Source organism: Pseudoxanthomonas fibrivorans (assembly GCF_041464125.1).
Taxonomy (GTDB): Bacteria; Pseudomonadota; Gammaproteobacteria; order Xanthomonadales; family Xanthomonadaceae; genus Pseudoxanthomonas.
Window position 1 is genome coordinate 1,837,552 of record NZ_JBGNUG010000001.1, and the last position, 24,907, is coordinate 1,862,458.

The 24,907-nt window shown below is 73.2% G+C and carries 18 protein-coding genes; 6 read left to right on the forward strand and 12 right to left on the reverse strand.

Going from position 1 to position 24,907, the window contains the following annotated elements; genetic code table 11:
- Positions 1-11: 11 nt before the first annotated feature.
- The 6 genes from ruvC to aspS form a co-directional block, all read right to left on the reverse strand.
- A complete protein-coding gene (ruvC, locus tag ACA089_RS08550; RefSeq protein WP_372017714.1) occupies positions 12-530 on the reverse strand; it encodes a crossover junction endodeoxyribonuclease RuvC in 519 nt (172 codons plus the stop codon).
- A gap of 97 nt (positions 531-627) precedes the next feature.
- Complete coding sequence (locus ACA089_RS08555; RefSeq protein ID WP_372015709.1) at positions 628-1,350, reverse strand: YebC/PmpR family DNA-binding transcriptional regulator; 723 nt, start codon at positions 1,348-1,350, stop codon at positions 628-630.
- Positions 1,351-1,388: 38 nt separating this feature from the next.
- The gene (locus ACA089_RS08560; RefSeq protein ID WP_372015711.1) at positions 1,389-2,042 is read right to left on the reverse strand and encodes an esterase/lipase family protein; all 654 of its coding nucleotides are present in this window, start codon (positions 2,040-2,042) and stop codon (positions 1,389-1,391) included.
- Between the two features lie 3 nt (positions 2,043-2,045).
- Entirely contained in the window at positions 2,046-2,573 is a 528-nt protein-coding gene (locus tag ACA089_RS08565) for a GNAT family N-acetyltransferase (protein ID WP_372015713.1), read from the reverse strand.
- Positions 2,574-2,575: 2 nt separating this feature from the next.
- Entirely contained in the window at positions 2,576-2,887 is a 312-nt protein-coding gene (locus tag ACA089_RS08570; RefSeq protein WP_372015716.1) for a DNA primase, read from the reverse strand.
- 147 nt (positions 2,888-3,034) lie between these two features.
- On the reverse strand, positions 3,035-4,792 hold the full coding sequence (aspS, locus tag ACA089_RS08575) for an aspartate--tRNA ligase (protein ID WP_372015719.1): 1,758 nt from the start codon (positions 4,790-4,792) through the stop codon (positions 3,035-3,037).
- 476 nt (positions 4,793-5,268) lie between these two features.
- Between aspS and ACA089_RS08580 the strand changes: the two genes are divergently transcribed.
- The gene (locus ACA089_RS08580; protein WP_372017716.1) at positions 5,269-5,937 is read left to right on the forward strand and encodes a DUF3011 domain-containing protein; all 669 of its coding nucleotides are present in this window, start codon (positions 5,269-5,271) and stop codon (positions 5,935-5,937) included.
- Positions 5,938-5,952: 15 nt separating this feature from the next.
- Here the strand turns inward: ACA089_RS08580 and ACA089_RS08585 are convergent, their stop codons facing one another.
- The 5 genes from ACA089_RS08585 to ACA089_RS08605 all read right to left on the reverse strand — a co-directional run bounded on the left by ACA089_RS08585 (position 5,953) and on the right by ACA089_RS08605 (position 12,716).
- Positions 5,953-6,549 (reverse strand): hypothetical protein, encoded by a 597-nt coding sequence (locus ACA089_RS08585; RefSeq protein ID WP_372017718.1) that lies wholly within the window; start codon positions 6,547-6,549, stop codon positions 5,953-5,955.
- A gap of 98 nt (positions 6,550-6,647) precedes the next feature.
- The gene (locus ACA089_RS08590) at positions 6,648-6,977 is read right to left on the reverse strand and encodes an FmdB family zinc ribbon protein (protein ID WP_372015721.1); all 330 of its coding nucleotides are present in this window, start codon (positions 6,975-6,977) and stop codon (positions 6,648-6,650) included.
- A 53-nt stretch (positions 6,978-7,030) separates the two neighbouring features.
- A complete protein-coding gene (locus tag ACA089_RS08595) occupies positions 7,031-7,570 on the reverse strand; it encodes a hypothetical protein (RefSeq protein ID WP_372015724.1) in 540 nt (179 codons plus the stop codon).
- A 17-nt stretch (positions 7,571-7,587) separates the two neighbouring features.
- A complete protein-coding gene (locus tag ACA089_RS08600; RefSeq protein WP_372015727.1) occupies positions 7,588-10,485 on the reverse strand; it encodes a VIT domain-containing protein in 2,898 nt (965 codons plus the stop codon).
- 362 nt (positions 10,486-10,847) lie between these two features.
- Positions 10,848-12,716, reverse strand: a complete 1,869-nt coding sequence (locus ACA089_RS08605; protein WP_372015730.1) for an ABC-F family ATP-binding cassette domain-containing protein — start codon at positions 12,714-12,716, stop codon at positions 10,848-10,850.
- 194 nt (positions 12,717-12,910) lie between these two features.
- On the opposite strand from ACA089_RS08605, the gene ACA089_RS08610 reads away from it, so the two are divergent.
- The 5 genes from ACA089_RS08610 to ACA089_RS08630 all read left to right on the forward strand — a co-directional run bounded on the left by ACA089_RS08610 (position 12,911) and on the right by ACA089_RS08630 (position 21,674).
- On the forward strand, positions 12,911-15,322 hold the full coding sequence (locus ACA089_RS08610) for a TonB-dependent receptor plug domain-containing protein (protein ID WP_372015732.1): 2,412 nt from the start codon (positions 12,911-12,913) through the stop codon (positions 15,320-15,322).
- A 139-nt stretch (positions 15,323-15,461) separates the two neighbouring features.
- Positions 15,462-17,171: a YbaL family putative K(+) efflux transporter gene (ybaL, locus tag ACA089_RS08615; protein ID WP_372015735.1), complete on the forward strand. Its 1,710-nt coding sequence runs from the start codon at positions 15,462-15,464 to the stop codon at positions 17,169-17,171.
- Positions 17,172-17,214: 43 nt separating this feature from the next.
- On the forward strand, positions 17,215-18,423 hold the full coding sequence (locus ACA089_RS08620) for an NAD(P)/FAD-dependent oxidoreductase (RefSeq protein ID WP_372015737.1): 1,209 nt from the start codon (positions 17,215-17,217) through the stop codon (positions 18,421-18,423).
- 87 nt (positions 18,424-18,510) lie between these two features.
- Positions 18,511-20,397 (forward strand): DNA helicase RecQ, encoded by a 1,887-nt coding sequence (recQ, locus tag ACA089_RS08625; protein WP_372015739.1) that lies wholly within the window; start codon positions 18,511-18,513, stop codon positions 20,395-20,397.
- A gap of 62 nt (positions 20,398-20,459) precedes the next feature.
- The gene (locus ACA089_RS08630; protein ID WP_372015742.1) at positions 20,460-21,674 is read left to right on the forward strand and encodes an alpha/beta hydrolase; all 1,215 of its coding nucleotides are present in this window, start codon (positions 20,460-20,462) and stop codon (positions 21,672-21,674) included.
- A 15-nt stretch (positions 21,675-21,689) separates the two neighbouring features.
- Here the strand turns inward: ACA089_RS08630 and ACA089_RS08635 are convergent, their stop codons facing one another.
- Entirely contained in the window at positions 21,690-24,818 is a 3,129-nt protein-coding gene (locus tag ACA089_RS08635) for a CHAT domain-containing tetratricopeptide repeat protein (RefSeq protein ID WP_372015745.1), read from the reverse strand.
- Positions 24,819-24,907: the final 89 nt, after the last annotated feature.

The following is a 24,907-nucleotide window of genomic DNA, read 5'->3' on the forward strand; positions in this document are numbered from 1 at the left end:
TCTCCTTTGGGTCACTTGCGGCTCCACGCCAGGCGCGCGTTGACGCCCAGCCGCTGCGCGGTGGCGCGCACGTGCGCATGGGTCAGGGCGATGGCCAGGGCGTCGGCCGCGTCGGCCTGGACCTTGCCGCTCAGGCCGAGCATGGCCGACACCATGTGCTGGATCTGCGCCTTGTCGGCACCGCCGGTGCCGACCACCGCCAGCTTGACCTCGCGGGCGGCATACTCGCTTACCGGCAGGTCGCGCAGGACCACCGCGCTGATCGCCGCACCGCGCGCCTGGCCCAGCTTCAGCGCCGAATCGGCGCTGCGGCCGACGAACACCTGCTCGATCGCCACTTCCTCCGGCCGGTACTCGTCCATCAGCGCGGCCAGGCCGTGCAGCAGGCGCTTCAGGCGCGCGGCGAAGTCACCTTCGCCCAGCAGCACCAGCGGCTGGTGGTGGACATGGCGCACGCGCCCGCCGGGCTCGACGTCGATGATGCCGACGCCGGTACGCTGCGAACCGGGATCGATGCCGAGGATGCGCACGGTGGCCTGCACCACCGGCGGGCGCAGCGCGCTCACGCCGCCGCCTCCGCTGCCGTCGCAGGCACCGCCACCGCTTCGCCACCGCGCGGGTGCATGGTCAGCCGGCGTCGCCCAGGTCGGCGTTGGAATAGACGTTCTGGACGTCGTCCAGGTCCTCGAGCATGCCCAGCAGCTTGGACACCTGCTGCGCGGTCTCGCCCGGAACGGCGATGTCGTTGTCGGCCCGGAAGGTGACCTCGGCGTAGCCGGGCACCAGGCCGGCCGCCTCCATCGCCTGCCTGACCGCGTCGAACTGGTCCGGCGGGGTGAGCACGTCGATGGCGCCGTCCTCCGGGTAGACCACGACGTCGTCCGCGCCGGCCTCGATCGCCGCCTCGGTGATCTTCTCTTCGTCGCCGCCCTCGTAACTGAGCACGCCCAGTCGCTTGAACATGAAGGCCACCGAGCCCTCGGTGCCCATGTTGCCGCCGCACTTGGAGAAGGCATGGCGCACGTCGGCCACGGTGCGCACGCGGTTGTCGGTCAGGCAGTCGACGATCACCGCCACGCCGCCGGGCGCGTAGCCCTCGTAGCGGATCTCCTCGTACTCGACGCCTTCCAGCTCGCCGGTGGCCTTCTTGATCGCGCGTTCGATCACGTCCTTGGACATGTTCGCGGTCAGCGCCTTGTCCATCGCCGCGCGCAGGCGCGGGTTGTTGGCAGGGTCGCCGCCGCCGGCGCGGGCGGCCACGCCGATCTCGCGGATCAGCTTGGTGAACACCTTGCCGCGCTTGGCATCGGTGGCGTTCTTGCGGGCTTCGATCGACGGGCCTCTACCCATGGCGCTTTCCGGTGTCCTGCATGTGCGATGCGGCGATTTTACACCTCGCGCCGCGTCTCCATGCGCGCCTGGCCGCCTGCCTCGAAGCAGCCGTGGCGCAGGAAATGGGCCGCCTGCCCGGCGGCGGCGGCCGAGAACAGCAGGCCGCTGTGGCTGGCGTCCACCAGGCAATGATCGGCCAGGCCCGGCAGCCGCGTCTCGGCCACCGACACCGTGCCATCGCTCGGGCCTTCGAAGCGGGCGAACCAGCGGCCGAAGCCGAGCGCGCGCGTGCCGGCGACCATGCCCACCCGGGCACTGCCCTCCCACGGCCCGCACCCCCGGCGCAGCAGGGGCGCGGCGCGGCCAAGCATCCAGGCGGTGGCCGCGTGCGTACGCAAGCCGCGCGCCGCTCCACTGCCGCACAGCGGCGAGCCCAGGCAGACGACGCGGCCGATGCCGGGAAAACCGCCATGCCGCAGCGCCTCGAGCGTCATCAGGCCGCCGAGGCTGTGTGCAACCACCGCATCGGCCGCCCGCAGCCGCGCCGACAGCGCCGGCACGACCACGCCGGGACCGGCCATCGCCCCGGGATAGGCGAAGACGGAAGTAATGAATCCCTCGCTGCGCAGCCTGCGTGCCATCCAGCCCATCGACAGCCCTGGCATCCAGAGCCCGTGCAGCAGCAGGACGCGCAGCGGTGCCTCGGCCACCGCTCAGCCGCCGGCCTGCGCTTGGGCCGGGCGGCGCAGGATGAATTCCAGGTCCCGGACCCGGCCGACCGGGAACTCGTAGGTGCCGACCTTGCCGAAGCCATGCCGCGCGTAGAAGCGCTGGGCACCGAGGTTCTCCGACCAGACGCCGACCCAGAGGTTGCGCGGGCCATCGCGCAGCAGCCAGCGCTCGGCCTCGTCGAACAGCCGGCCGCCCCAGCCGCCGTTCTGGTGCGAAGCCAGCACGTACAGGCGCTTGAGTTCGCCGTCGCCGCGCCGCACGTCCGCATGCGGCAGGCCGCAGGGACCGGCGGCGGCGTGGCCGACGGCGTGGCTACCGTCCTCCAGCAGCCAGACCGCGTAGTCCGGATGGGCGAGGATGACCGCCTGCTTCTCCGGCGGATAGGCGTCGGCCAGGAAGGACGCCAGGTCCTCCGGCGGATAGAGGTGGCCGAAGGTCTCGGTGAAGGTGCGCGACGCCAGCGACGACAGCGTCGCGGCGTCATCGACGGTGGCACGCCGGATGCGCACGGTCAGCGCGCGTCCTCTTCGGCGTCTTCCTCGTCCTCGTCCTCGTCGGCGTCCTCGTCGTCGTCGAGGTCTTCGTCCTCCTCTTCGTCCTCGTCGCCGTCTTCCTCCTCGTACTCGTAGTCGTCCTCGCCGAAATCCTCGCCGTCCCAGCGTCCCTGTCCATCCGGCACGAAGGTCACCGCCATCGCCGACGGGTTGCCGCCCACGCGCACCAGCCAGCCGCCGAACACGCGCGCGCGTTCGGTCACCAGCCCGGTCCCGGAGCCTTCATTGCCCAGCCTTTCCCACTGCAGCGAGAACGCGAACTCGGTCATCGAACATGTTTCCGTCGGTGAAGCCCCCTTGGATCAAGGGGGTGCGGCGGCAGCCGCAGGGTGGTGGAGGCAAGGCAAGCGGTTTCACGACCCCGCGCGGCGGAAGCGCGGCAGCGCCATCGCCGCGGCGATGGCGCCGGCGGCGCCTCAGGCCTTGGCCGGCTGCGGACGCACCATCACGTGGACCTCGGCCAATTGCTCGTCCGGGATCGGCGACGGCGCACCGGTCATCAGGCACTGCGCGCTGGTGGTCTTCGGGAACGGGATCACGTCGCGGATCGACTCGGTGCCGGCCATCAGCGCGGCGATGCGGTCGATGCCGAAGGCGATGCCGCCGTGCGGGGGCGCGCCGTACTTGAGCGCATCGAGCAGGAAGCCGAACTTGGCCTCGGCCTCTTCGGCGCCGATGCCGAGCAGCTCGAACACCGCGCTCTGCATCTCCGGGCGGTGGATGCGGATCGAACCGCCGCCGATCTCGTTGCCGTTGAGGACCATGTCGTAGCCGCGCGACACCGCGGTCTTCGCGTGCGCGCGCAGGTCGGCGATGTCGTCCACCGCCGGCGCGGTGAACGGATGGTGCAGGGCCACGTAGCGCTGCGCCTCCTCGTCCCACTCGAACATGGGGAAGTCGGTGACCCACAGCGGGCGCCAGCCGTCGGCGACCAGGCCGAAGTCCTTGCCGGCCTTCAGGCGCACCGCGCCCATGAAGTCGGACACCTTGTTGTACGCACCGGCACCGAAGAACACGATGTCGCCGTTGCCGGCGCCGACGTGGGCCACCAGCGCCGCGAACTGTTCTTCGCTGAAAAACTTCTGGATCGGCGAGGAGACCGCGCCGGCCTCGTCGATCTTGATGTAGGCCAGGCCCTTGCTGCCGTACTTGGCCGCGTGCGCCGCGTACTCGTCGACCTGCTTGCGCGACAGCGACGCACCGCCGGGGATGCGCAGCGCGGCGACGCGGCCGTCCGGGTCGTTGGCCGGGCCGGTGAACACGGCGAACTGGCTGTCCTTGACCAGCGCGGCCACGTCGACCAGTTCCAGGTCGATGCGCAGGTCGGGCTTGTCCGAGCCGTAGCGGCGCATCGCCTCGGCCCAGGTCATGCGCGGGAACTGCGCATCCAGGTCGACGTCGACGACTTCCTTGAAGATCGCGCGGACCATGCCTTCGACGTAGTCCTGCACGTCGCGCTCGCGGACGAAGGCGAACTCCATGTCCAGCTGGGTGAACTCGAGCTGGCGGTCGGCGCGCAGCGCCTCGTCGCGGAAGCAGCGCGCGATCTGGTAGTAGCGGTCGAAGCCCGCCACCATCAGGATCTGCTTGAACAGCTGCGGGCTCTGCGGCAGCGCGTAGAACTCGCCCGGGTGCATGCGCGCCGGGACCAGGAAGTCGCGCGCGCCCTCGGGCGTGGCCTTGGTCAGGATCGGCGTTTCGATGTCCTGGAAGCCGTCGCGGTCCAGGTGCCGGCGCAGCGCCTGCACCAGCCTGATGCGGGTGCGCTGCATGCGCTGCATCTCCGGACGGCGCAGGTCGAGGTAGCGGTACTTCAGGCGGGTTTCCTCGCCCGGGTTTTCGTGGGCGTGGAACGGCAGCGGCGCGGCCTTGTTGAGGATCGTGATCTTCGTGGCGATCACTTCGACCTTGCCGGTGCGGATCTTGTCGTTGACCGCATGGCGCGCACGGACCACGCCCTCGACCTGGATCACGTCCTCGTAGCCCAGCGAAGCGGCGACCGCGAACACGTCCGCGTTGTCCGGTTCCACCGTGACCTGGACGATGCCCTCGTGGTCGCGCAGGTCGATGAAGCACACGCCACCGAGGTTGCGGGCCACGTCGGTCCAGCCGGCGAGGGTGAGGGTCTGGCCGATCAGGGTCTCGTCGACCAGGCCGCAGAAGTGGGTACGCATGAAGGCTCCGAGGGGGTCCGGGCGCCGGAGGCGCCGGGGAACGCGATATTTTGAGGCCCCCGCCCGCGCCCGGCAAACCTGTCCGCCAGCCCCTGCCCGGCCGGGCCCGCCCGGAAACGGTCGGCCGGCATTAAGCCGGATACGGGTACATCGCAATCGACCCGCCGCGGTCACGCAGCGGCTTCCAAGGAGGAAACCCCATGCTCCGCACCCTGTCCGCCGCCTGTTTCGCCGTGGGCCTGGCCGTCACCGCCATGGCCCTGCCCCTGCCCGCGCAGGCCCAGTACTCGACCCGCGCCTACGCCCCGGAAGACCTGCGCCGGCTGTCGCTGCCCGACCAGGTGCGGGTGATCGAGCGCGAGTACGCCGACCAGTCCCGGGGCCGGCAGATCCCCGACGACCAGCTGGAGTTCTACCTGGACCAGATCGACTCTGGCTGGGGCTTCAACCGCATCCAGCAGGACATCGCCACCTCGCTGCGCGGCGGCAGCGCCAGCAGCGGACTGCGGCCGGGCTGGAACGGCTCCAACTGGAGCGGCCAGACCCTGATCTGCTCCAGCACCGACCGCCGCCGCCGCGAGTGCCGCACCCCGTTCAACGGCCGCCCGGCGCTGGTGGAGAACATTTCCGGCACGCGCTGCGTGGAGGGCGTGAACTTCGGCGGCGGCAACGGCGTGATGTGGGTCGACCAGGGCTGCCGGGGGCGCTTCACCGAAGGCCGCGGCGGCTGGGCTGGCAGCGGCCAGACCATCCGCTGCGAAAGCCAGAACAACCGCGAGCGGACCTGCCCCACCGGCTTCCGCGGCCAGGCGGTGCTGGTGCGCCAGCTGTCCGGCAGCGCCTGCGTCGAAGGCCGCACCTGGGGCCAGCGCGGCGGCTCGGTCTGGGTCAGCAACGGTTGCCGCGCCGAGTTCAGCGAGCGTCGCGGCGGCGGCGGCTGGGGCGGCTCCAACCCCGGCTATTCGGTAACCTGCGCCAGCGACAACAACCGCCGGCGCAGCTGCGCCTGGGACCGGCGCCAAGGGCGCCCGGTGGTGATCGAAAACCTCTCCAGCACCCGCTGCCGCGAAGGCGACAACTGGGGCTGGGACGGCAACGCGGTGTGGGTCGACCGCGGCTGCCGTGCGCGTTTCGGGGCGCGCTGACCGCGCGCCCGGCGCTCAGCCGCCGGTGCCCCACGGCGCCGGCGGCACCGGAACCGGCGTGGCGAGGTCGAACTCGACCTGGAACAGGCGCCCGTCCGGCCGCGACAGCTCGTAAAGGAAGCGCGTGCCCGGCTCGATTTCCATCGCCCAGGTATTGGCGATCGACCCGGTGAGGCCTTCGCGCCGGAACATCGCCACCGACTCCGCGTCTGCCGGGAAGGCCTGCCGCTGCGCGCTGCCGGCGGAGGCCGTGTCGCCCCCGTACATGGTCACCGGGTCGGGGCTGCCATCGGCGTGGCGGTGGTCGTGCTTGAGGCGCAGACCGCCCGCAGTGCGGGCCAGCACCCAGGTCCGCGAACGGTCATCGCCGACATGGAACGGGATCCGCAGCTCGCGGGCCGGCTCGTCGCAGCCGCGGACGTGCATCACCAGGGCCTTGCCCTCGAAGGGGTCGGGGGCCGACGTGGCGGGCGCCGACGCGGCCTGGCGATCGGCGACGATGCGACCGGCATAGGCCTGGCCGCAGTGCGCGGCGATCGCAGCGAGGAAGGCGTCGGCCGACACCGGGTCGGCGTGGGCCGGCTTCGCCGCCGGCGGCGGTGCGGCGTCCATCGAGCATGCGCCGAGCAGCAGCGCCAGCGGCAAGGGTCGGAATGCGTTCATGGGTCCACCGTACCCGTGCCCGACGCCGGGGGACAAGCGTCGGGCGGTCAGTCCTTGCTGGCGGGCGCGGCCGGCTTCGGCGCCGGCGCGGCGCTGTCGGCCTTCGGTGCCGGCGTCGCTGGCGCGGCTGCGGCCGCGGCCGGCTTCGCCGCGCCTTCGCCGCCGTCGACGAGGTTGCGCTTGCGGTCGCCATCCTTCTTGAAGTCGGTCTCGTACCAGCCGCTGCCGGCGAGGCGGAACGACGGTGCGGTCAGCTGGCGGCGCACGCTCCCGCTGGCACCGCACGAGGGGCAGGTGTCGGGGTCGGCATCGGAGATCTTCTGGAGGCGGTCGAAGCTGTGGCCGCACTCGGCGCACTGGAAAGCGTAGATCGGCATGGCGGGTTCGGGATGATGGGTCGGATGCATCGCGGGCGGCGCGCCCGCTGCCCCTATTTTATGGCCTGTGGCCGCACGCGCGCGCGGGTGTCCGGCGCCGGGAGCTCAGGGCCTGCCGCGTCCTCCGGTGGCCAGCGGCCGCAGCCTGCGAACCGGCCGCCCGGCGGTGCCGGGAAGCCGCATCCCAGGGTCATGTCCGGGTGCCGGCGGGCGCGGTGCTCGAACACCAGCACCCACAGCGGCGGACGCAGGTGGCGGGCCGATGCCGCGGGCACCACCGCGCCACGCGCCAGCACCCGTCCGCCCTGGCGCAGTTCGAAGCATCGCTGCGTCCAGGCCACGCCAGCCCCGGCTTGCGGACCAAGCTCCTCCACGCGGACGTCGTCGCCCATCCTGCGCATCAGCGCGCCGGCGCGTGCGCGGGTCCATCCATCCCCGGCCTCCTCCGCGCAGCGCTGCAGGTTGCCGTCGACGGGCGGCGGCGAGAGCCACAGGTCCACCCGCACCGGCGTGGGCACCGGCGTGGTGACCGTCGCGGCACCCGCGCCACCCAGGCCGGCGAGGAGCAATCCGGCGGCGGCCACGCGGGACACGCCGAAGCGCCGGCGCGTCACTTCGAGGCAGCCGCGGGACCGGACCCGCCGACGACCAGCCCGCCGTCGCGGCCGACCGTGAACCCGCCCACCGCAACCTTGCCCGACTGTTCCAGCAGGCGCAGGCTGATCGACTGCTGCCGCATGCCCGCGGTACCGAAGCCCGTCTGCAGCGCGACGTTGATGCCGGCGCCGCGCGAGAGCCGGGCCAGCCGGCTGCCGTAATAGTTGACCTCGACCTTGTACGCACCCGGCTTCGGGTCGCGCAGGACGAATTCCTCGGGCCCGAACCCGGCGGTGAAATCGCGCGAGATCCGCCCGCCCTGGTAGCTGAGCGGATGCGAGTAGTAGACCGTTTCGCCGTTGGGGTCGGTCACGTGCAGGTCGATGTCGGTGTCGTCCAGGTCCCAGCGCAGGGTCACCCGCAGGCCCACCGGCAGCGGCTGCGGGAATTCGGCCGCCATGCCGCCGCCGTTCCCGCCCGGGCAGCGCGTGCGCAGGTCGTTGTGCTCGGCCAGCGCGACCAGGCCGATGTCGGCGAAGCGCCCCGGCCACGGCGTGTCGACCACGTGGCCCAGCAGGCCCAGCGCCTCCTGGCAGGTGTCCGGCGCCTGCAGCGCCAGGGCCAGGTCGCGGAACGACTGCGGCTGCTCCGGCGCCAGCTCCCGGATCCGGCGCAGCAGCGGCAGCGCCTGCGACGCCAGGCCTGCGTCCTGCAGGCGGTAGGCGGCCAGGCGCAGGCTGGCCGGATCCTCCGGCATCAGCTCGACCAGGTTGCTCAGCACGCGCCAGCCCAGGGCCGTGTCCCCCAACTCGAACAACCGCTGGGCCACGTCGAAGTGGAACGCCGGGCTGCGGCCATGCTCCACGCGCAGGTCGAAATAGCGGGCGTAGAGCGCCGCGGCATCGCGCGCCTCGCGCAGGCCCGCTACCCAGGGCGCATCCATCGAGACCGCCTGCAGGTGCATGGCAATGGCGGGCGCCGCGTCCAGTTCCACGGGCGCATCGGTGGCGCGGGCGCCGGTCACGGCCACGCTGTCCAGTTCGGCCGAGGCGGGCGCTGGCGCCGGTGGTGGCGCCATCGCCATGGCGGGCTCGCCCGCTTCCCGGCGTTCGCGCGCCACGCGCGCGGCTGCGCGCTGCGCCTCCCGCTCCGCCTCGCGGCGCTCGCGTTCCCAGCGCGGACGGGGATCCTCCTTGGGAAAGACGGTGTTCCACCATGTGCTGCGTGCCTGCCAGCCGGCGCGCACCGCCTCGCGGTTCGCGGCCCATGCGGCGGCGCGGCGCTCGTCCTCCCGATGGCGCTGGGCCAGCACGCGGCCGTGCAGCCCGGCGTCGGCGCGCGGCGGCAGGATGCCGTGGCGCACGTACTCCTCGTCGCTCTCCAGCACCAGCAGGCTGGTCTGCCGGTTGGCCACGCCGAAACGCTCGCCGAGCGCGGCCAGCGCCGCGCGGTGCCGGCCCGGCTGCGCCTCCAAGTCCTCGGCCTGCCAGCTCGCGCACCAGAACGCGGCCAGGTCCGAGGCGCGCAAGGGGACGGGACGGTGGCGGCGGACCACGGCACCACCATCGGCTTGCGCGTGCTCCAGCGGCAGCCCGGGCACCGCGGACGATGCGTCCGACACGTGGCACGCCCGCAGCACGCCGCCGCCGACCGAAAGCTGGTCGGCGTGCCAGCCGGCGTCCAGCGGACCGAGTCGCGCCTGCAGCACCGGCGCGTGCCGCAGCCGGCCCAGCGCCTGCTCCGGCGACAGCATGGCCAGGTCCAGCACCTGCCCGCCCGAACGGGACAGCCAGCGCGCCATCGCCGGGTCGCCGATCGCGCGCCCGATCACGAACACCGGCACCCCGGCCGTCGCCACCTCACCCGGCAGGGTCGCGACGGCATCGCTGAACATCAGCACCTCACCGGCGGACGGGTCCGCCTGCCAGGCCGACAGCGCGGTGGCGCCGTCGGCACGCTCCCCCGCGAGCGAGGCGAGCAGCGCGTCCAGCTGCGCCGGCGTGGCGACGCGGGCGCGGCGCCGCTGCACCCCTTCGCGCAGGACGCTGACGGTCACCTCGACCGGGCGTCCTTCGAGGTAGCGCGACAGCAGCGCGAGTTCGGCGCGCCGGTCGACGTCCTGCATGCTCAGCGATGCGTCCCAGACCACTTCCACGTGGGCCGGCAGCGCCCGCTCCTGCCGGGTCGCCGGCGCGCGCGCCGGTACCTCCAGCCAGTGCATGCGCAGGCCGTCGTCGAATGCGGCGCTGAAAGCGGCATCGCCCGCCGGTGCCGGCAGGCAGACCTGGCGCGGGGGGGCGGATGCGCCCTGCCAGCGCGCCTGCACGCCGTGGCCGCCGCGCGTCCACGGCAGCCCGCCGCCCTGGCCGGCCACCGGTGGCGCGGTGGCCGTCGCCAGCAGCGAGGCGGCACGCGACGGCGGCACGGCCGGATCGAGGACGTGCTTCCAGCCGCAGCCCTCGCGGCCTGCCAGGCTGGCGATGTCGATGCGCAGCCGGCGCTCGCCGTGCGCGGGTACCGGGAACACCCGGATCGAATACCGGTTGCCGGCCTGCTTCTCCGCCAGCGCCGGATCGACCTCCCGGCGCACGGTGTCCTCGAATGCGGCCCGGGCCTTGACCCGTTCCACCGGTACCGCGTCGCGCAGCCGCCCCTCCACGTCCAGCGCGTAGCCGTGCAGGCGTTCGTTCGACGCCAGCGGCAGGCTCACGGTGGTTTCCAGGGGCCGGTCATGCGGATTGCGCAGGACCAGTTCGACCCGGCGCAGGGCGAAGGGACCGTCGAGCGTCCACTCCACCTGCCCGGCCGAGAGGAGGACGTCCCCGTCGGCCTCGATCACCGCGGCCCCTGCCGACGCAGGCACCGCTGCCACGCACGCCACTGCCCACCACAACAGGCCGATCGCCTTCATGCCACGTCCCCCTGTCCGAACTGCAATGCGATACGCGCGGTCGCCACGCACACCGGTCCATGCACGCGGGCACCACGCTTCGCTCCCCGTTGCGCCCGGCCGGTGCGCGCTGCGTTCCGGCTTGCGCACGGCTGCCGGCCTGCGCCGATCGCGTCATCGTGCCACGTGCATCGCCTTCAACGCGCCACCGGGCGTCGCGGGGTTGGGCGCCGCGAACGGGGGCAACCCGCACCGGGCGTCCGTGCCGCCGCAGGCGACGGGCCGGCCCCTGCGCCGGCACGATGGACGCGGATGGATGGCGCGTCCGGGTGGGACACCGCGACGCTGCGCGCCGGGCATGCGCGGTTTGGCCGCCGCGGCCGTCAGGCGTCGTCGTACAGCGCCGACCAGTCCTGTTCGGCCCGCTCGAGCTGCGCTGCCAGCGCCTCGCGCGCCTGGCCCAGGCTCGCGGCCCGGGCGGCGTCGCTGTACAACCCCGGATCGGCCATCTGCCGGTCCAGTTCGGCCAGTTCCGCCTCGAGTTCGGCCACCCGCTTTTCGGCGGCGGCGAGCTTGACCGGGTTGACCGGCTTCTTCCCCGCGGCGGGCGTCGCCGCCACCGGTGGCGCCACCGGCGCGGGCGCGGACTCGGCCATGCGCTGCTTGGTGCCCTGCGCCGCCGGCCGGCTGCGCAGCCAGGCGGCGTAGTCGTCGAGGTCGCCGGAGAACGGCTCGACCACGCCGTCGGCCACGCGCCAGAACGTGTCGCAGACCAGGCCGATCAGGTGGCGGTCGTGGCTGACCATCACGATCGCGCCCTCGAAGTCGCTGAGCGCCTCGGCCAGCGCTTCGCGCATTTCGAGATCCAGGTGGTTGGTCGGTTCGTCGAGCAGCAGCACGTTGGGCTGCTGCCAGGCGATCAGCGCCAGTGCCAGGCGCGCGCGCTCGCCGCCGGAGAAGCCGTCGACGACCTCGAACGCGCGGTCGCCGGGGAAGTTCCACTTGCCAAGGAAATCGCGGAAGGCCTGCGTCGGCGAATCCGGCGACAGCTCGCGGAAATGGTCGATCGGCGACTGGCCCTCGTGCAGCGATTCGACCGTGTGCTGGGCGAAGTAGCCGATCCGCAGGTCCGGGTGCGCGCTGCGCTCGCCGGCCACCGGCGGCAGGTCGCCGACCAGGGTGCGCACCAGCGTGGTCTTGCCGGCGCCGTTGGGGCCGAGCAGGCCGATGCGGTCGCCCGCCTCCAGGCCGAAGCCCACGTCATGGAGGATGACCGAGTCCCTGCCGTAGCCGGCCTCGACGTGGTTCAGGCGGATCAGCGAGAACGGCAGGCGGTTGGGCTGGGCGAACTCGATGCGGAATTCGCGCTCCACCCGAACCGCCTCGGTGCCGGCCAGCTTGGCCAGGCGCTTCATCCGGCTCTGCGCCTGCGCGGCCTTGCTGGCCTTGGCCTTGAAGCGGTCGATGAAGCTCTGCAGGTGGGCGCGCTCGGCCTGTTCCTTCTCGTGCGCGATCTGCTGCTGGCGCAGCTGCTCGGCGCGCTGGCGCTCGAAGTCGGTGTAGCCGCCGACGTACAGCTTCGCCCCGCCGCCATGGAGGTGCAGGGTGTGGGTGGCGACGTTGTCCAGGAACTCGCGGTCGTGCGAGATCAGCAGCAGCGTGCCGGGGTACTTCAGCAGCCACTGCTCCAGCCAGTAGACCGCGTCGAGATCGAGGTGGTTGGTCGGCTCGTCGAGCAGCAGCAGGTCCGAGGGCATCATCAGCGCGCGGGCCAGGTTCAGGCGCACGCGCCAGCCGCCGGAGAACGAGGACACCGGGCGCGAGTGGGTCTCGGCCGGGAAGCCCAGGCCGTGCAGCAGCCGGCCGGCGCGGGCTTCGGCGTCGTAACCGTTCAGCTCGGCCAGCTTCTGGTGGGCGGCGGCCACCGCCTCCCAGTCTTCGCGCGCATTGGCGGCCGCTTCCTCGCGGATGACCGCGGCGATCACCTCGTCGCCACCGAGGACGAAGTCCAATGCGGGATCGGGCAACGACGGCGTCTCCTGCGCGACCGAGGCGATCCGCACCTTGCCCGGCAGGTCGACGTCGCCCTTGTCGGCTTCCAGCTCGCCCTTGATCGCGGCGAACAGGCTGGACTTGCCGGTGCCGTTGCGGCCGACCACGCCCACCCGGTAGCCGGCATGCAGGGCCAGGTCGACGTTGGACAACAGCAGCCGCTCGCCGCGGCGCAGGGCGAAATTTCTGAGGGAAATCATGGGGAGGCCGATCCAAATAAGGCGCAGGCATAAGGTGATAAGCAGCCTTCCTGCGACAGCCATTCTACCGTTAACGAATAATTGACGCGTCTTCGCAGCCCGGCAGCTCCGAGTCTCTCCCTCCCCCCTGCCGGGCTGCGGTCCCTCCAGGCCGCATGCCCCCACGCACCGGCGGCCGCGCACCGGAGCCCCGCATGACCCGCCACCGTTCCCCCCTCGCCCTGGCCCTGCTGGCCGCCCTCGCCACCCCCGCCGCACCCGCACTCGCCCAGGAGACGACCGCCGGCGACGACCGCGCCGCCAGCACCCTGGATACGGTGATCGTCACCGGCACCCGGGTCGCCGACCGCACCGTCGCCGAATCGACCTCGCCGATCGACGTCATCACCCCGCAGGCGCTGCAGGCCACCGGCACCACCGAACTGGCGACCGCGCTGGCCCGCGCGGTGCCCTCGCTGAACTTCCCGCGCCCGGCGCTGGTGGACGGCACCGACGCGGTGCGCCCGGCGCAGCTGCGCGGCCTGTCGCCCGACCAGACCCTGGTGCTGGTCAACGGCAAGCGCCGGCACAAGGGCGCGCTGATCAACGTCAACGGCAGCCAGGGCCGCGGCTCGGCACCGGTGGACCTCAATGCCATCCCGATCGCGTCGATCGCCCGGGTCGAGGTCCTGCGCGACGGCGCCTCGGCGCAGTACGGCTCCGACGCGATCGCCGGCGTGGTCAACATCGTGCTCAAGGGCAACGAGACCAGCGGCAGCCTGCAGGCGCAGTACGGCCAGTACAGCGCCGGCGACGGCGCGCAGTACCAGGTCTCCGGCGACGGCGGCCTCGCCCTGGGCGAAGGCGGCTGGCTGCACCTGGCCGCGCAGGCCGGCCACCAGGACCAGACCGACCGCGCGCGCCCGTACCTGGGCGCCAATCCCGGCACCGGCAACAACCCGCCGGCCGGGCGCGTGGTCCAGCGCTTCGGCGATCCGGACGTGGACCAGGGCGGCCTGGCCTTCAGCGGGGAGTACAGCCCGCAGGACGGCATCACGTTCTACTCGTTCGGCACCTACAGCCGCCGCGACGTGACCTCCACCGGCTTCTTCCGCCCGGCCACCGCGCCGACCAACATCCCCTCGATCTACCCGGACGGCTACCTGCCGCAGATCCGCAACGACACCGAGGACACCGCGGTGGTCGCCGGCTTCCGCGGCTTCACCGCCGGCGGGCTGGACGTGGATTTCAGCTACAACTACGGCAGCAACGACCTCGGCTTCGAGGTGGGCAACAGCCTCAACCGCAGCCTGGGCACCGCCACGCCGACCGAGTTCGACGCCGGATCGCTGCGCAGCACCCAGCACGTGCTCAACGCGGACTTCAGCCGCACCCTGGACTGGGGCCTGGCGTATCCGGTCGCGCTGGCGTTCGGCGCGGAGTGGCGCGGCGAGGAGTTCGTGCAGAGCGCCGGCGAGCCGGCCTCCTACCAGAACGGCGGCGTGGTCGCGCCGGGCGAGACCACGCCGCGGCCCGGCGCGCAGGTGTTCCCCGGCTTCTCGCCGGGCGATGCCGGCCGCTTCGACCGCAACAGCCTGGCCGCCTACGTGGACCTGGAGGCCGACCTCAGCGACCGGCTGAGCGTGGGCCTGGCCGGCCGCTACGAGGACTTCAGCGACTTCGGCGACACCGCGTCGGGCAAGCTGTCGGCGCGCTACGCCTTCACCGACAAGGTGGCCCTGCGCGGCACGGTGTCCAACGGCTTCCGCGCGCCGTCGCTGCAGCAGCAGTTCTACCAGTACACCTCCAGCAGCTTCATCAGCGGCGTGCAGTACGCGGTGCGCACCTTCCGGGTCGACGACCCGGTGGCGGTCGAGCTGGGCGCCGAACCGCTGCGCGCGGAGGAATCGGACAACTACAGCCTGGGCCTGGTGCTGCAGCCGGTCGACGCGCTGTACCTGACCATCGACGCCTACCGGATCGAGATCGACGACCGCATCGTGCTGTCGGAGAACCTGGTCAGCACGCCGGTCGCCAACTACCTCATCGCCCAGGGCTACAGCGCCACCGGCGGCCGCTACTTCACCAACGCCATCGACACCACGACCCGCGGCGTCGACGTCGTCGGCACCTACCGGTGGGACCTGGACGGCAGCGACCTGGCGCTGACCGCCGGCTACAACTGGAACGAGACCGAGATCGACCGGATCGCGGCCAACCCGCCGTCGCTGGCCGCCATCGACCCGAACGCGGTGCGCTTCGGACGCGCCGAGATCGGCCGGATCACGGAAGGCTCGCCGCACGACAAGTTCTTCCTCAACGGCGTGTGGAACCTGGGCAACTGGTCGTTCAACGCCACCGCCACCCGCTACGGCGAGTTCACCGTGCGCCACAACACGGTGCCGGCGCAGGACCAGACCTTCGATCCGGAGTGGACGCTGGACCTGGCGGTCAGCTACGCGCTGGACCGCTGGGAATTCACCGTCGGCGGCGACAACGTGTTCAACGCCTACCCGGACGAAGTGCTGTACGCCAACTCGAGTTCGGGCCAGCTGCCCTACAGCTCGTCCTCGCCGTTCGGCTTCAACGGCGGCTTCGTCTACGCCCGCGCCGGCTACCGCTGGTAGGCGGCATCCGCGCGGCGCCCGACGCGGCGCCGCGTCGACGCTCCGGCATCGTCACGCCGGCCTCACCGGCGCGATGCGGTTTGCCGAAACCGCGCCGCGTCGGTGACACTGGGCGCATCCGCCTCGCGCCGCGCCTCCGATGCCCCACGACACCAGCCTGATCGACATCGTCGCGGTCGGCCTCGGCCTGGCCTTCGTGCTCGGCGCGATCGCCAACAAGCTGCGGCTGTCGCCTCTGGTCGGCTACCTGCTCGCCGGCGTGATCGTCGGGCCATTCACGCCCGGCTTCGTCGCCGACCAGGAAATCGCCAACCAGCTGTCGGAAATCGGCGTGATGCTGCTGATGTTCGGGGTGGGGCTGCACTTCTCGCTGGACGACCTGCTGGAAGTGAAGTGGATCGCCATCCCGGGCGCGCTGGCGCAGATCGCGCTGGCCACGCTGCTCGGCATGGGCCTGGCCTGGGCGATGGGCTGGGCGCCGCTGCACGGGCTGGTGTTCGGCCTGGCGCTGTCGGTGGCCAGCACCGTGGTGCTGCTGCGGGCGATGGAGCAGCGCCGCCTGCTCGACACCAAGCGCGGGCGCATCGCCGTCGGCTGGCTGATCGTCGAAGACCTGGTGATGGTGCTGGCGCTGGTGCTGCTGCCCGCGCTGGGCGGGGTGCTCGGCGAAGGCGGCGCGCGCCCGGAGGACCTCGGTGCCGGCGCGATCCTGGCCGCGCTCGGCCTGACCCTGCTCAAGGTCAGCGGGTTCGTCGCGGTGATGCTGGTGGTCGGGCCGCGGGTGATCCCGTGGACCCTGGAGAAGGTCGCCGGCACCGGCTCGCGCGAACTGTTCACCCTGGCGGTGCTGGCGATCGCGCTGGGCGTGGCGTTCGGTTCGGCCACCCTGTTCGGTGTGTCGTTCGCGCTGGGCGCGTTCTTCGCCGGCATGCTGCTCAACGAATCGGAGCTCAGCCACAAGGCGGCCAACGACTCGCTGCCGCTGCGCGACGCGTTCGCGGTGCTGTTCTTCGTCTCGGTGGGCATGCTGTTCGACCCGCGCATCCTGGTCGAGCACCCCTGGCAGGTGCTGTGCACGCTGGCGATCATCGTGTTCGGCAAGTCGGTCATCGCGTACTGGATCGTGCGCGCGTTCCGCCATCCGCCCGCCACCGCGCTGACCATCTCGGTCAGCCTGGCCCAGATCGGCGAGTTCTCCTTCATCCTGGCCGGGCTCGGCGTGGCCCTGCAGATCCTGCCGCCGACCGGCCGCGACCTGGTGCTGGCCGGCGCGCTGCTGTCGATCATCGCCAACCCGCTGCTGTTCGCATGGCTGGACCGGCGCCAGGCGCGGCTGGCCGCGCGCGAGCCGACGCCGGAGGCGCCGGAGCCCCCGCCCGGCCCGGCGCTGGTCCCCGGCAACCACGCCATCGTCGTCGGCTTCGGCCGGGTCGGCAGCGAGCTGGCCGGGGTGCTGCGCGAGCGCGGGGTCAACGTGCTGGTGATCGACAACGACAAGGACCACATCGAACGCGCGCACGCCGCCGGTTTCCCCGGCATCCGCGGCAACGCCGCCTCGGACCGGGTGCTGGCCGAGGCGCATCCGGAGACGGCGAGCATCGCGATCCTGGCGATCCCGCAGCCGCTGGAAGCCGGCGAGGCGATCGCCAAGCTGCGGGTGATCAACCCGGCGTTGCCGGTGCTGGCGCGCGCGCACAGCGACGCGGAGGTGCGCCACCTGCTGGCGCACGGCGCCGACGGCACGGTGATGGCCGAACGCGAACTGGCCTACTCGCTGGCCGAGATGGTGATGGCGACCCCGCCGTTCCGCTACGCCGGCCGCGGCGCGCCGGCGGTGCCGCCGGTATAGGCCTTCACGGCTCCATGCGCCGCAGCCGGTTTGACTGTCGGGCATGGACCTCAAAAGCGGCTATCCGTTCTGGGCGATCCGCGGCGGCCTGGCGGCGCCGCTTCCGCCCATCGCCTCCGACATCGACTGCGACGTGGCCGTGGTCGGCGGCGGCATCACCGGCGCGCTGATCGCCGACGAGCTCGCGGCGCACGGCCATGCGGTGGCGGTGCTGGAGAAGCGCGACATCGGCTGGGGCAGCACCTCGGCGAGCACCGCGCTGCTGCAGTACGAGATCGACACCCACCTGGTCGACCTGGCCCGGCGCCATGGCGAGGACCAGGCCGCGCTGGCCTACCGGGCCTGCGTCGAGGCGATCGGCTGGCTGCGCGAGCGCGCCGCGCCGCTCGCCGGCGTGGCGTTCCGGCCGTGCCGCAGCCTGTACTACGCGAGCCGGCGCCGGCACGTGCGCGACCTGCGGGAGGAGTTCGCGGCGCGCGCCCGGCATGGCATCGACGTCGAATGGTGGGACGCGCGCTCGATCGAGGACGCCTACGGCTTCAGCGCGCCGGCGGCGATCCTCAGCCGGCAGGCCGCGCAGGTGGACCCGTACCGGATGGCGCAGGCCCTGCTGCGGCGCCTGCAGCGCGGCGGCGCGGTGGTCCACGACCACGAGGAGGTGGAGGCGATGCAGGCCACCAGCCGGCGCGTGCTGCTGCGCACCGCGTCCGGCTTCCAGGTGCGCGCCGGCCACGTGGTCCTGGCCTGCGGCTACGAAGGCCAGCGCTGGCTGCGCAGGCGGGTGGCGCGCAACCGCAGCAGCTACGCGCTGGTCAGCGACCCGCTCCCGCCCGGCGCGCTGCCGGCGCTGGCCGACAGCCTGCTGTGGGAGACGGCCCGCCCGTACCTCTACCTGCGCACGACCCCGGACCATCGCCTGCTGGTGGGCGGCGAGGACGACGCGGTGGACATTCCCGCGCGCCGCGACGCGCGGGTGGCCGGCAAGGCGGCGAAGCTGCTGGAGCGGGCGCGGAAGATGTTCCCGCAGCTGCCGCTGCGACCGGCCTTCGCCTGGGGCGGCACCTTCGCCGAGACCCGCGACGGCCTGCCCTGGTTCGGCGCGCACCCGCAGTGGGGACCGCGGGTGCTGTTCGCGATGGCCTACGGCGGCAACGGCATCACCTATTCGGCACTGGGCGCCGACCTGCTGCGGGCGGTGGTCGAGCGGCGCCGGCATCCGCTGCGCGCGCTGTTCGCCTTCGAGCGGGGCTGAGGCCTACACCGGCGCGCGCCGGTTTCCCAGCCCCGCGCGCGCGGCTGGTTCAGCACGGCGGCCATGCGCGACCGGTATCCTTCGCGCATGCTGGATGACACGCACACGGCCACGCGCGACGCGCCGGCGACCCCTTCCGACGACCGGGCGGTGGCGGTGCTGCGCCGGGTGTTCGGCTACGACGCGTTCCGCGGCCAGCAGCAGGCCATCGTCGAACACGTCACCGGCGGCGGCGACGCGCTGGTGCTGATGCCGACCGGCGGCGGCAAGTCGCTGTGCTACCAGGTGCCGGCGCTGCTGCGCGAGGGCACCGGGCTGGTGGTGTCGCCGCTGATCGCACTGATGCAGGACCAGGTCGAGGCGCTGCGCCAGCTCGGCGTGCGCGCCGCCTACCTCAACTCGACCCTGGACGCCGAGCAGGCGCGCCAGGTCGAACGCGACCTGCTCGACGGCCGGCTGGACCTGCTGTACGTGGCGCCCGAGCGCCTGCTCACGCAGCGTTTCCTGTCGCTGCTCGATCGCAGCGCGATCGCCCTGTTCGCGATCGACGAGGCGCACTGCGTCTCGCAGTGGGGCCACGACTTCCGCCCCGAGTACCGCGACCTGGCGATCCTGCACGAGCGCTGGCCGGGGGTGCCGCGGATCGCGCTGACCGCCACCGCCGACCCGCCGACCCGGCGCGAGATCGTCGAGCGGCTGGCGCTGGAGGACGCCGAGTGCTTCCTCAGCTCGTTCGACCGGCCGAACATCCGCTACTCGGTGGCGCACAAGGACAACCCGCGCCGGCAGCTGGTCGACTTCCTCGCCGGCCACGCCGGCGAGTCGGGCATCGTCTACTGCCTGTCGCGGCGCAAGGTCGAGGAGACCGCCGAGTTCCTCGCCGGCCGCGGCATCGCCGCCCTGCCCTACCACGCCGGCCTGCCCGCGGAGGTGCGCGCGCAGAACCAGCGCCGCTTCCTGCGCGAGGACGGCATCGTGATGTGCGCCACGATCGCCTTCGGCATGGGCATCGACAAGCCCGACGTGCGCTTCGTCGCGCACATGGACCTGCCCAAGTCGATCGAGGGCTACTACCAGGAAACCGGCCGCGCCGGCCGCGACGGCGAACCGGCCGAGGCCTGGATGGGCTATGGGCTGGGCGACGTGGTGCTGCTGCGGCAGATGATCGAGCAGGGCGAGGCCGGCGAGGAGCGCAAGGCGCTGGAGCGGCGCAAGCTCGACCAGCTGCTCGGCTACTGCGAGTCGGCGATGTGCCGGCGCCAGGCGCTGCTGGCCGCGTTCGGCGAAACCTACGTGCCGGCTGGCGCGGCCGATGCGGCGCCCGGGCAGCCCTGCGGCAACTGCGACAACTGCCTGCAGCCGGTGCGCACCTGGGACGCGACCGAGGCCGCGCGCAAGGCGCTCAGCTGCGCCTACCGCACCGGCCAGCGCTTCGGCGCCGCGCACCTGATCGACGTGCTGCGCGGCGCGGATACCGAAAAGGTCCGCCAGTTCCGCCACCACGAACAGTCCACCTACGGCATCGGCGCCGACCTCGACGCCAACGCCTGGCGCAGCGTGTTCCGCCAGCTGGTCGTGGCCGGCCTGCTGGAAGTGGATGCCGAAGGCCATGGCAGCCTGCGCCTGGGCGCGGCCGCGCGGCCGGTGCTGCGGGGCGAACGCGAGGTCCACCTGCGCGAGGAACCCGCGCGCAAGGCCGGCCGCGGCGGCGCGGGCGAGCGGCGCAGCGAGAGCACGCTGCACGTGGATGCCGGCGACCGGCCGCTGTTCGACGCGCTGCGTGCGTGGCGCGGGCAGATCGCGCGCGAGCAGAACGTGCCGGCCTACGTGATCTTCCACGACCGCACCCTGCGCGACATCGCCCAGCTGCGGCCGGCGTCGATCTCGGAGCTCGCGCGGGTCGGCGGGGTCGGCGGCAGCAAGCTGGGCCGCTATGGCGAAGGCGTGCTCGAGGTGGTGCGCGAGCAGGGCTGAGCGGTTGCGCCGCTGTGCCGCCGCCTTTAGATTCGGGCGGTCGCCACGCAAGGGGGAAGGCCGTGCGCCAGCTGCTGGGAATCGCCTGCATGATCCTGCTGCTGGCCGGATGCGCCACCGCGCCGGACGCTGCGCCGCCCCCGCCGGCCGCCCCGGCGCCCGCGGCCGCGCCGCAGCCACCTCCGGCACCGCCGCCGCCCGCCACGGTCGATGCCGGTTCGCTGGAGACCAAGGGCATCCCCGCACGCCCGGCCATCGACCCGGACAAGAACTACGCGCGGATGCGCGTGTTCTACGCCACCGACCGCGCGCCGGCGGCCGATTTCCGGGCCGCCGCGCAGGCCGACAAGTACACAGGCAAGCGCGGGACGATGGCCTACGGCCAGGCCTTCGTCAGCATCCCGCGCGGGCACGTGCCCGGCGAACTCGAGGCGCCCTCGATCTTCCGCCTGGAGTTCCGCGAGGACCCGGGCAGGCACGTGGTCCTGCTGGACACGGTGCCGCAACCGAAGGAGCAGTTCCTGCAGGGCCTGCAGGCGCGCATCCGCGGCTCCAGGGGCAAGAACGCGTTCGTGTTCGTGCACGGCTACAACGTGGCCTTCGCCGACGCCGCGCGGCGCACCGCGCAGCTGGCCTACGACCTGTCCTTCGACGGCGCGCCGATCTTCTTCAGCTGGCCCTCGCAGGCCAGCCTGTCCGGCTACACCGTCGACGAATCCAACATCGAGTGGGCCACGCCGCACATCAAGCGCTTCCTGGTCGACGTGGCCGAGAACTCCGGCGCCGACAACCTGTTCCTGGTCGCGCACAGCATGGGCAACCGGGGCCTGACCCGCGCCCTGGCCACGCTGATGCTCGAACGCCCCGACCTGAAGGGCCGCTTCCGCGAGATCATCCTGGCCGCGCCGGACATCGACGCGGAAGTGTTCCGGGAAGAACTGGTGCCCGCGCTGGTCCAGGCCGGCCAGCGCGTCACGTTGTACGCGTCCGGCCAGGACCTGGCGCTGAAGGCGTCCAAGGAAGTGCATGGCTATCCGCGCGCCGGCGACGCGGGCGCGGGCGGCCAGGGCATCGTGGTCGTGCGTGGCGTGGACACGATCGACGCCAGCGGCGTGGACGACAGCATCCTGGCCCACTCCTACTTCGTCGAGTCGATCCCGGTGATCCGCGACATCGCCGACATGGTCCGCCACCGCCTGCCGGCCACCCAGCGGGATGCGCTCAAGCCGGTGCGGAGCAAGGACGGCGGCTACTGGCAGATCGCGCCGGCGAAGTGACGCCGGCCGCCGCGCTCAACGGTCGCCGGCGGCGATCAGCACGAACGGCGCCCACGCCGACGGATGCGCCCACTGCGGCTTCCACCCCGGCAGCGGCGTGCCGTCCTCGCGCTGGCCGCTGCGGACGGTGCGCATCGCCTGCTGCAGGGCGCGCGAACGCGTCGGCTGCGCGGGGGCGCGCCAGGCCGAGAGTGTCTCCACGGTGAGCGCGGCGGTGGCGTCGTCGGATACCCGCCAGTGGCTGGCCAGCAGCGACTGCGCGCCGGCATAGAGGAATGCGCGCGCCAGGCCGGACAGGCTGGCCGCGCCGGGCGTGCCGTCGGCCGCGGCGGTGTTGCAGGCCGACAGGATCAGCCAGTCCGCGCGCAGCTCCAGGCCGGCGACCTCGGACGCGGTCAGCACGCCATCGTCCTCGCGGCTGGCCTGCGCCGGAGGCGTGAACACCAGGCCGGGCTCGTCGAGCCCGCGGACCTCGCGCGGCAGCAGGCCGTGGGTGGCGAAGGCCAGCACCGCCGCATCGCGCACCCGCGGCGAGCGCTTGAACGCGGCCTCGGTCGCCCCGGCGCCGGTCGCCACGTTCGCGCCTGCGCCGAACAGCGCGGCCATCGCATCGAGCTCGCGCCGGGTGCCCGGCAGCGGCGCCAGCGCGCGGATCGTCGCCGGGTCGGCCAGGCCGAGGCCGTCGCCATCGGCCACCGCGAACACCGGCCCGCCGCCCCGCACCGCGCCGGCGCCCCCGGCCAGCACCGGCGCACCGAACCCGAGGAAGGTCGTGGCCGCGCCGCCCGGCACCGCGGCCGACCCCGCAGGCACGGCGGGCTGCAGCGACGAGACGGCCGGCAGGGTCACCATGGCATAGCGGTCGGCCAGCCATGCGGTGCGCGCCAGCACGTCCGTGCTGGCGTCGTCCTCGCCCGCCTGCGGCGCCTCGGTGACCAGCACGCCCAACGGCAGCCCGCCCAGCGGGCCTGACGCGACGACGAACAGGCACGCGGTATCCACGAGCACGCCCTCCACCGGCGCCACCAGGTCGCGGTACAGGGCGTGGGCGATGCCGCGGTCGAAGCCGCGCCCGCCCTGCGCGGTGGCCTGGCCGTACACCGACGCCACGCCGCGCGACCCGTCCGCCGCGGCCTCGCCGCACGTGGCCGGGTCCAGCTGGCAGCGCAGCGCACCGACCTGCCTGGCGACGTCGTCCGCCCGGCCTTCCAGCCGGTGCCAGGCCACGCCCGCCGCGGACACGGCGAAGACGTGCACGTCGGCGGCCACCGGCACGAGCAGCAGCAGGCCCTCGTCGCCGGCCAGTTTCGATTGCACGTCGCGCACCGGCAGCGCCCGCGGCATGGCCATCTGCGCATACTCCGGGAACCCGGCGGCCAGCGCCTTGTCCACCGCGCCGAGTTCGGCGATGACCTCGGCGAAGCGCGCGCGCAGGCCGGCCGCGGCCGCGGGATCGGCAGCCACGGCCTCGGCCAGCTGGCGGTCCAGGGCGATGGCCTGTCCGGCCAGGTCCTGCTGGCGACGCACCTGCGCGGCCAGCGCGCCGCTGCCGGCGGCGGCGCGCGCGGCCGTCTGCGCCAGGGCCCGCGCCGCGCCGGAATGGTCGAAATCCTGCGCGGCGACGAAACCTTCGTTGCGGTACGTGCCGGCGAACGTCGGCTCGCCCGCCCAGCCCTGGTCGAACATTGGGTTGCCCGCCACCAGCCTGCGCCAGCTGACGTACAGCTGCGCCTGGTAGGCCAGCGCCATCGGGTCGGCGCCGCCCCGTCCCGCCAGCGCGCGCGCTGCGGCCGAGCCTCCCGCGTGCAGCAGGTGGCGCCGTTCGTTCGCGACGAATACCGCGTTCCCGGCCGCGGACTCGGCCTTGTCGAGGGTCGCGTCGTCGCGCCCCACCAGCAGCGCCATGCGCGCCTGCATCAGGCCGAACTCGGGATGGCTGGCGTCGAACAGTCCCAGCAGGCCGTACGCGGCGGTTTCGTACTCGCGCGCGGCCCGCGCGTGGTCGCCCCGGCAGTACAGGTTCCGCGCATGGGCCTCGTGGATGCGCAGCCCGGTCAGGGCCGGGATCCACATCGCATCGCCGGCGTCGGACGCCATCCGGTCCAGCAGCCCGCCCACCGCCTCGCATGCGCCGAGCGCCTCGGCGCTGTCGGCCAGTCCGAGCAGGATGTCCAGGGTCCTGGGCCCGGCGACCCCGCGTTGCGCGCGCGCGGCGACCAGCGTTCCCCATATCCCGACGGCTTCCTGGTGCCGGCCCTGCGCGACCAGCATCCGCGCCAGCGCGGCGGAGACCTCTTCCGACAGCGGGTTGGCGTCGCCCAGCCGCTCGCGGTGCAGCTGCAGGGCGCGGCGCAGCATCGACTCGCCTTCGGCGGTGCGGCCGCGCGCGGCGCGTATGCGGCCGAGCGTGGCCAGGCTCGCCGCCGCCGGGTACGACTGCGCGCCGTAGCGCGCCTCGCGGATCGCCAGGCTGCGGCTGGCCAGCGGCTCGGCCTCGTCGGCCAGGCCGTACTGCAGCAGCGAAACGGCCAGCAGGTCCAGCGCCTGGGCGGTGCCGACGCTCTCCGCGCCCATCGTCGCCTCGCGCGAGGCCAGTACCTCGCGGCGCATCTCCAGCGCCCATTCCGGCATGCCGTACGCCTGCGCGTAGGTGGCGGCGACCTCGAGGTCCGACGCGTAGTCGACGTCGCTGTCGCCGTCGAGCCGGTTCACGCCGTGGCCGCTCAACCGGACCAGCGGCCAGGAATCCAGCATCGCCCGTGCCGCCGCCTGGTCGTCGGCCTGCAGCATCGCAGCCAGCAGCGCGCGGGCGGCCATCCGCGCGGGAGGATTGAAGCTGCCGTGGGCCCGGTCCAGCACCTCCACCGCCGGCTTGAGCAGCGCGATGGCGGCGACCGGATCGCCGGCATGGACATAGCCCCAGCCGACGATGCCGGCGACCTCCGCGCGCAACGGATGGGCCGGCCCGTAGCTGGCGTCGAGCATCGCCACCAGCGCGTCGCCGAGGTCATGCGCCTGCGCCAGGTCGACCGCGTCGACCGCTGCGGCGAACGCCTCCATCCGCTGCGCCAGCGCGGCGGCCTCGACGTCGGTGAACGCGCGGATCGCCGGCGGATAGGCACCGGGGTTGGAGAAGTCGAGCACCGGCGCAGCGCCACCGCGGGTTCCGGACGGCCCCGGGACCGCCGCCGGCGATGACGGTGCGGCCTGCGCCCGGGCCGGCCCCGGCGCGC

Bases quoted from the DNA above. Each gene is read 5' to 3' on its own strand.
- ACA089_RS08555 (WP_372015709.1), bottom strand. From the start codon at position 1,350: ATGGGTAGAGGCCCGTCGATCGAAGCCCGCAAGAACGCCACCGATGCC.
- ACA089_RS08570 (WP_372015716.1), bottom strand. From the start codon at position 2,887: ATGACCGAGTTCGCGTTCTCGCTGCAGTGGGAAAGGCTGGGCAATGAA.
- aspS (WP_372015719.1), bottom strand. From the start codon at position 4,792: ATGCGTACCCACTTCTGCGGCCTGGTCGACGAGACCCTGATCGGCCAG.
- ACA089_RS08585 (WP_372017718.1), bottom strand. From the start codon at position 6,549: ATGGACGCCGCACCGCCGCCGGCGGCGAAGCCGGCCCACGCCGACCCG.
- ACA089_RS08590 (WP_372015721.1), bottom strand. From the start codon at position 6,977: ATGCCGATCTACGCTTTCCAGTGCGCCGAGTGCGGCCACAGCTTCGAC.
- ACA089_RS08600 (WP_372015727.1), bottom strand. From the start codon at position 10,485: ATGAAGGCGATCGGCCTGTTGTGGTGGGCAGTGGCGTGCGTGGCAGCG.
- ACA089_RS08605 (WP_372015730.1), bottom strand. From the start codon at position 12,716: ATGATTTCCCTCAGAAATTTCGCCCTGCGCCGCGGCGAGCGGCTGCTG.
- ACA089_RS08610 (WP_372015732.1), top strand. From the start codon at position 12,911: ATGACCCGCCACCGTTCCCCCCTCGCCCTGGCCCTGCTGGCCGCCCTC.
- ybaL (WP_372015735.1), top strand. From the start codon at position 15,462: ATGCCCCACGACACCAGCCTGATCGACATCGTCGCGGTCGGCCTCGGC.
- ACA089_RS08620 (WP_372015737.1), top strand. From the start codon at position 17,215: ATGGACCTCAAAAGCGGCTATCCGTTCTGGGCGATCCGCGGCGGCCTG.
- recQ (WP_372015739.1), top strand. From the start codon at position 18,511: ATGCTGGATGACACGCACACGGCCACGCGCGACGCGCCGGCGACCCCT.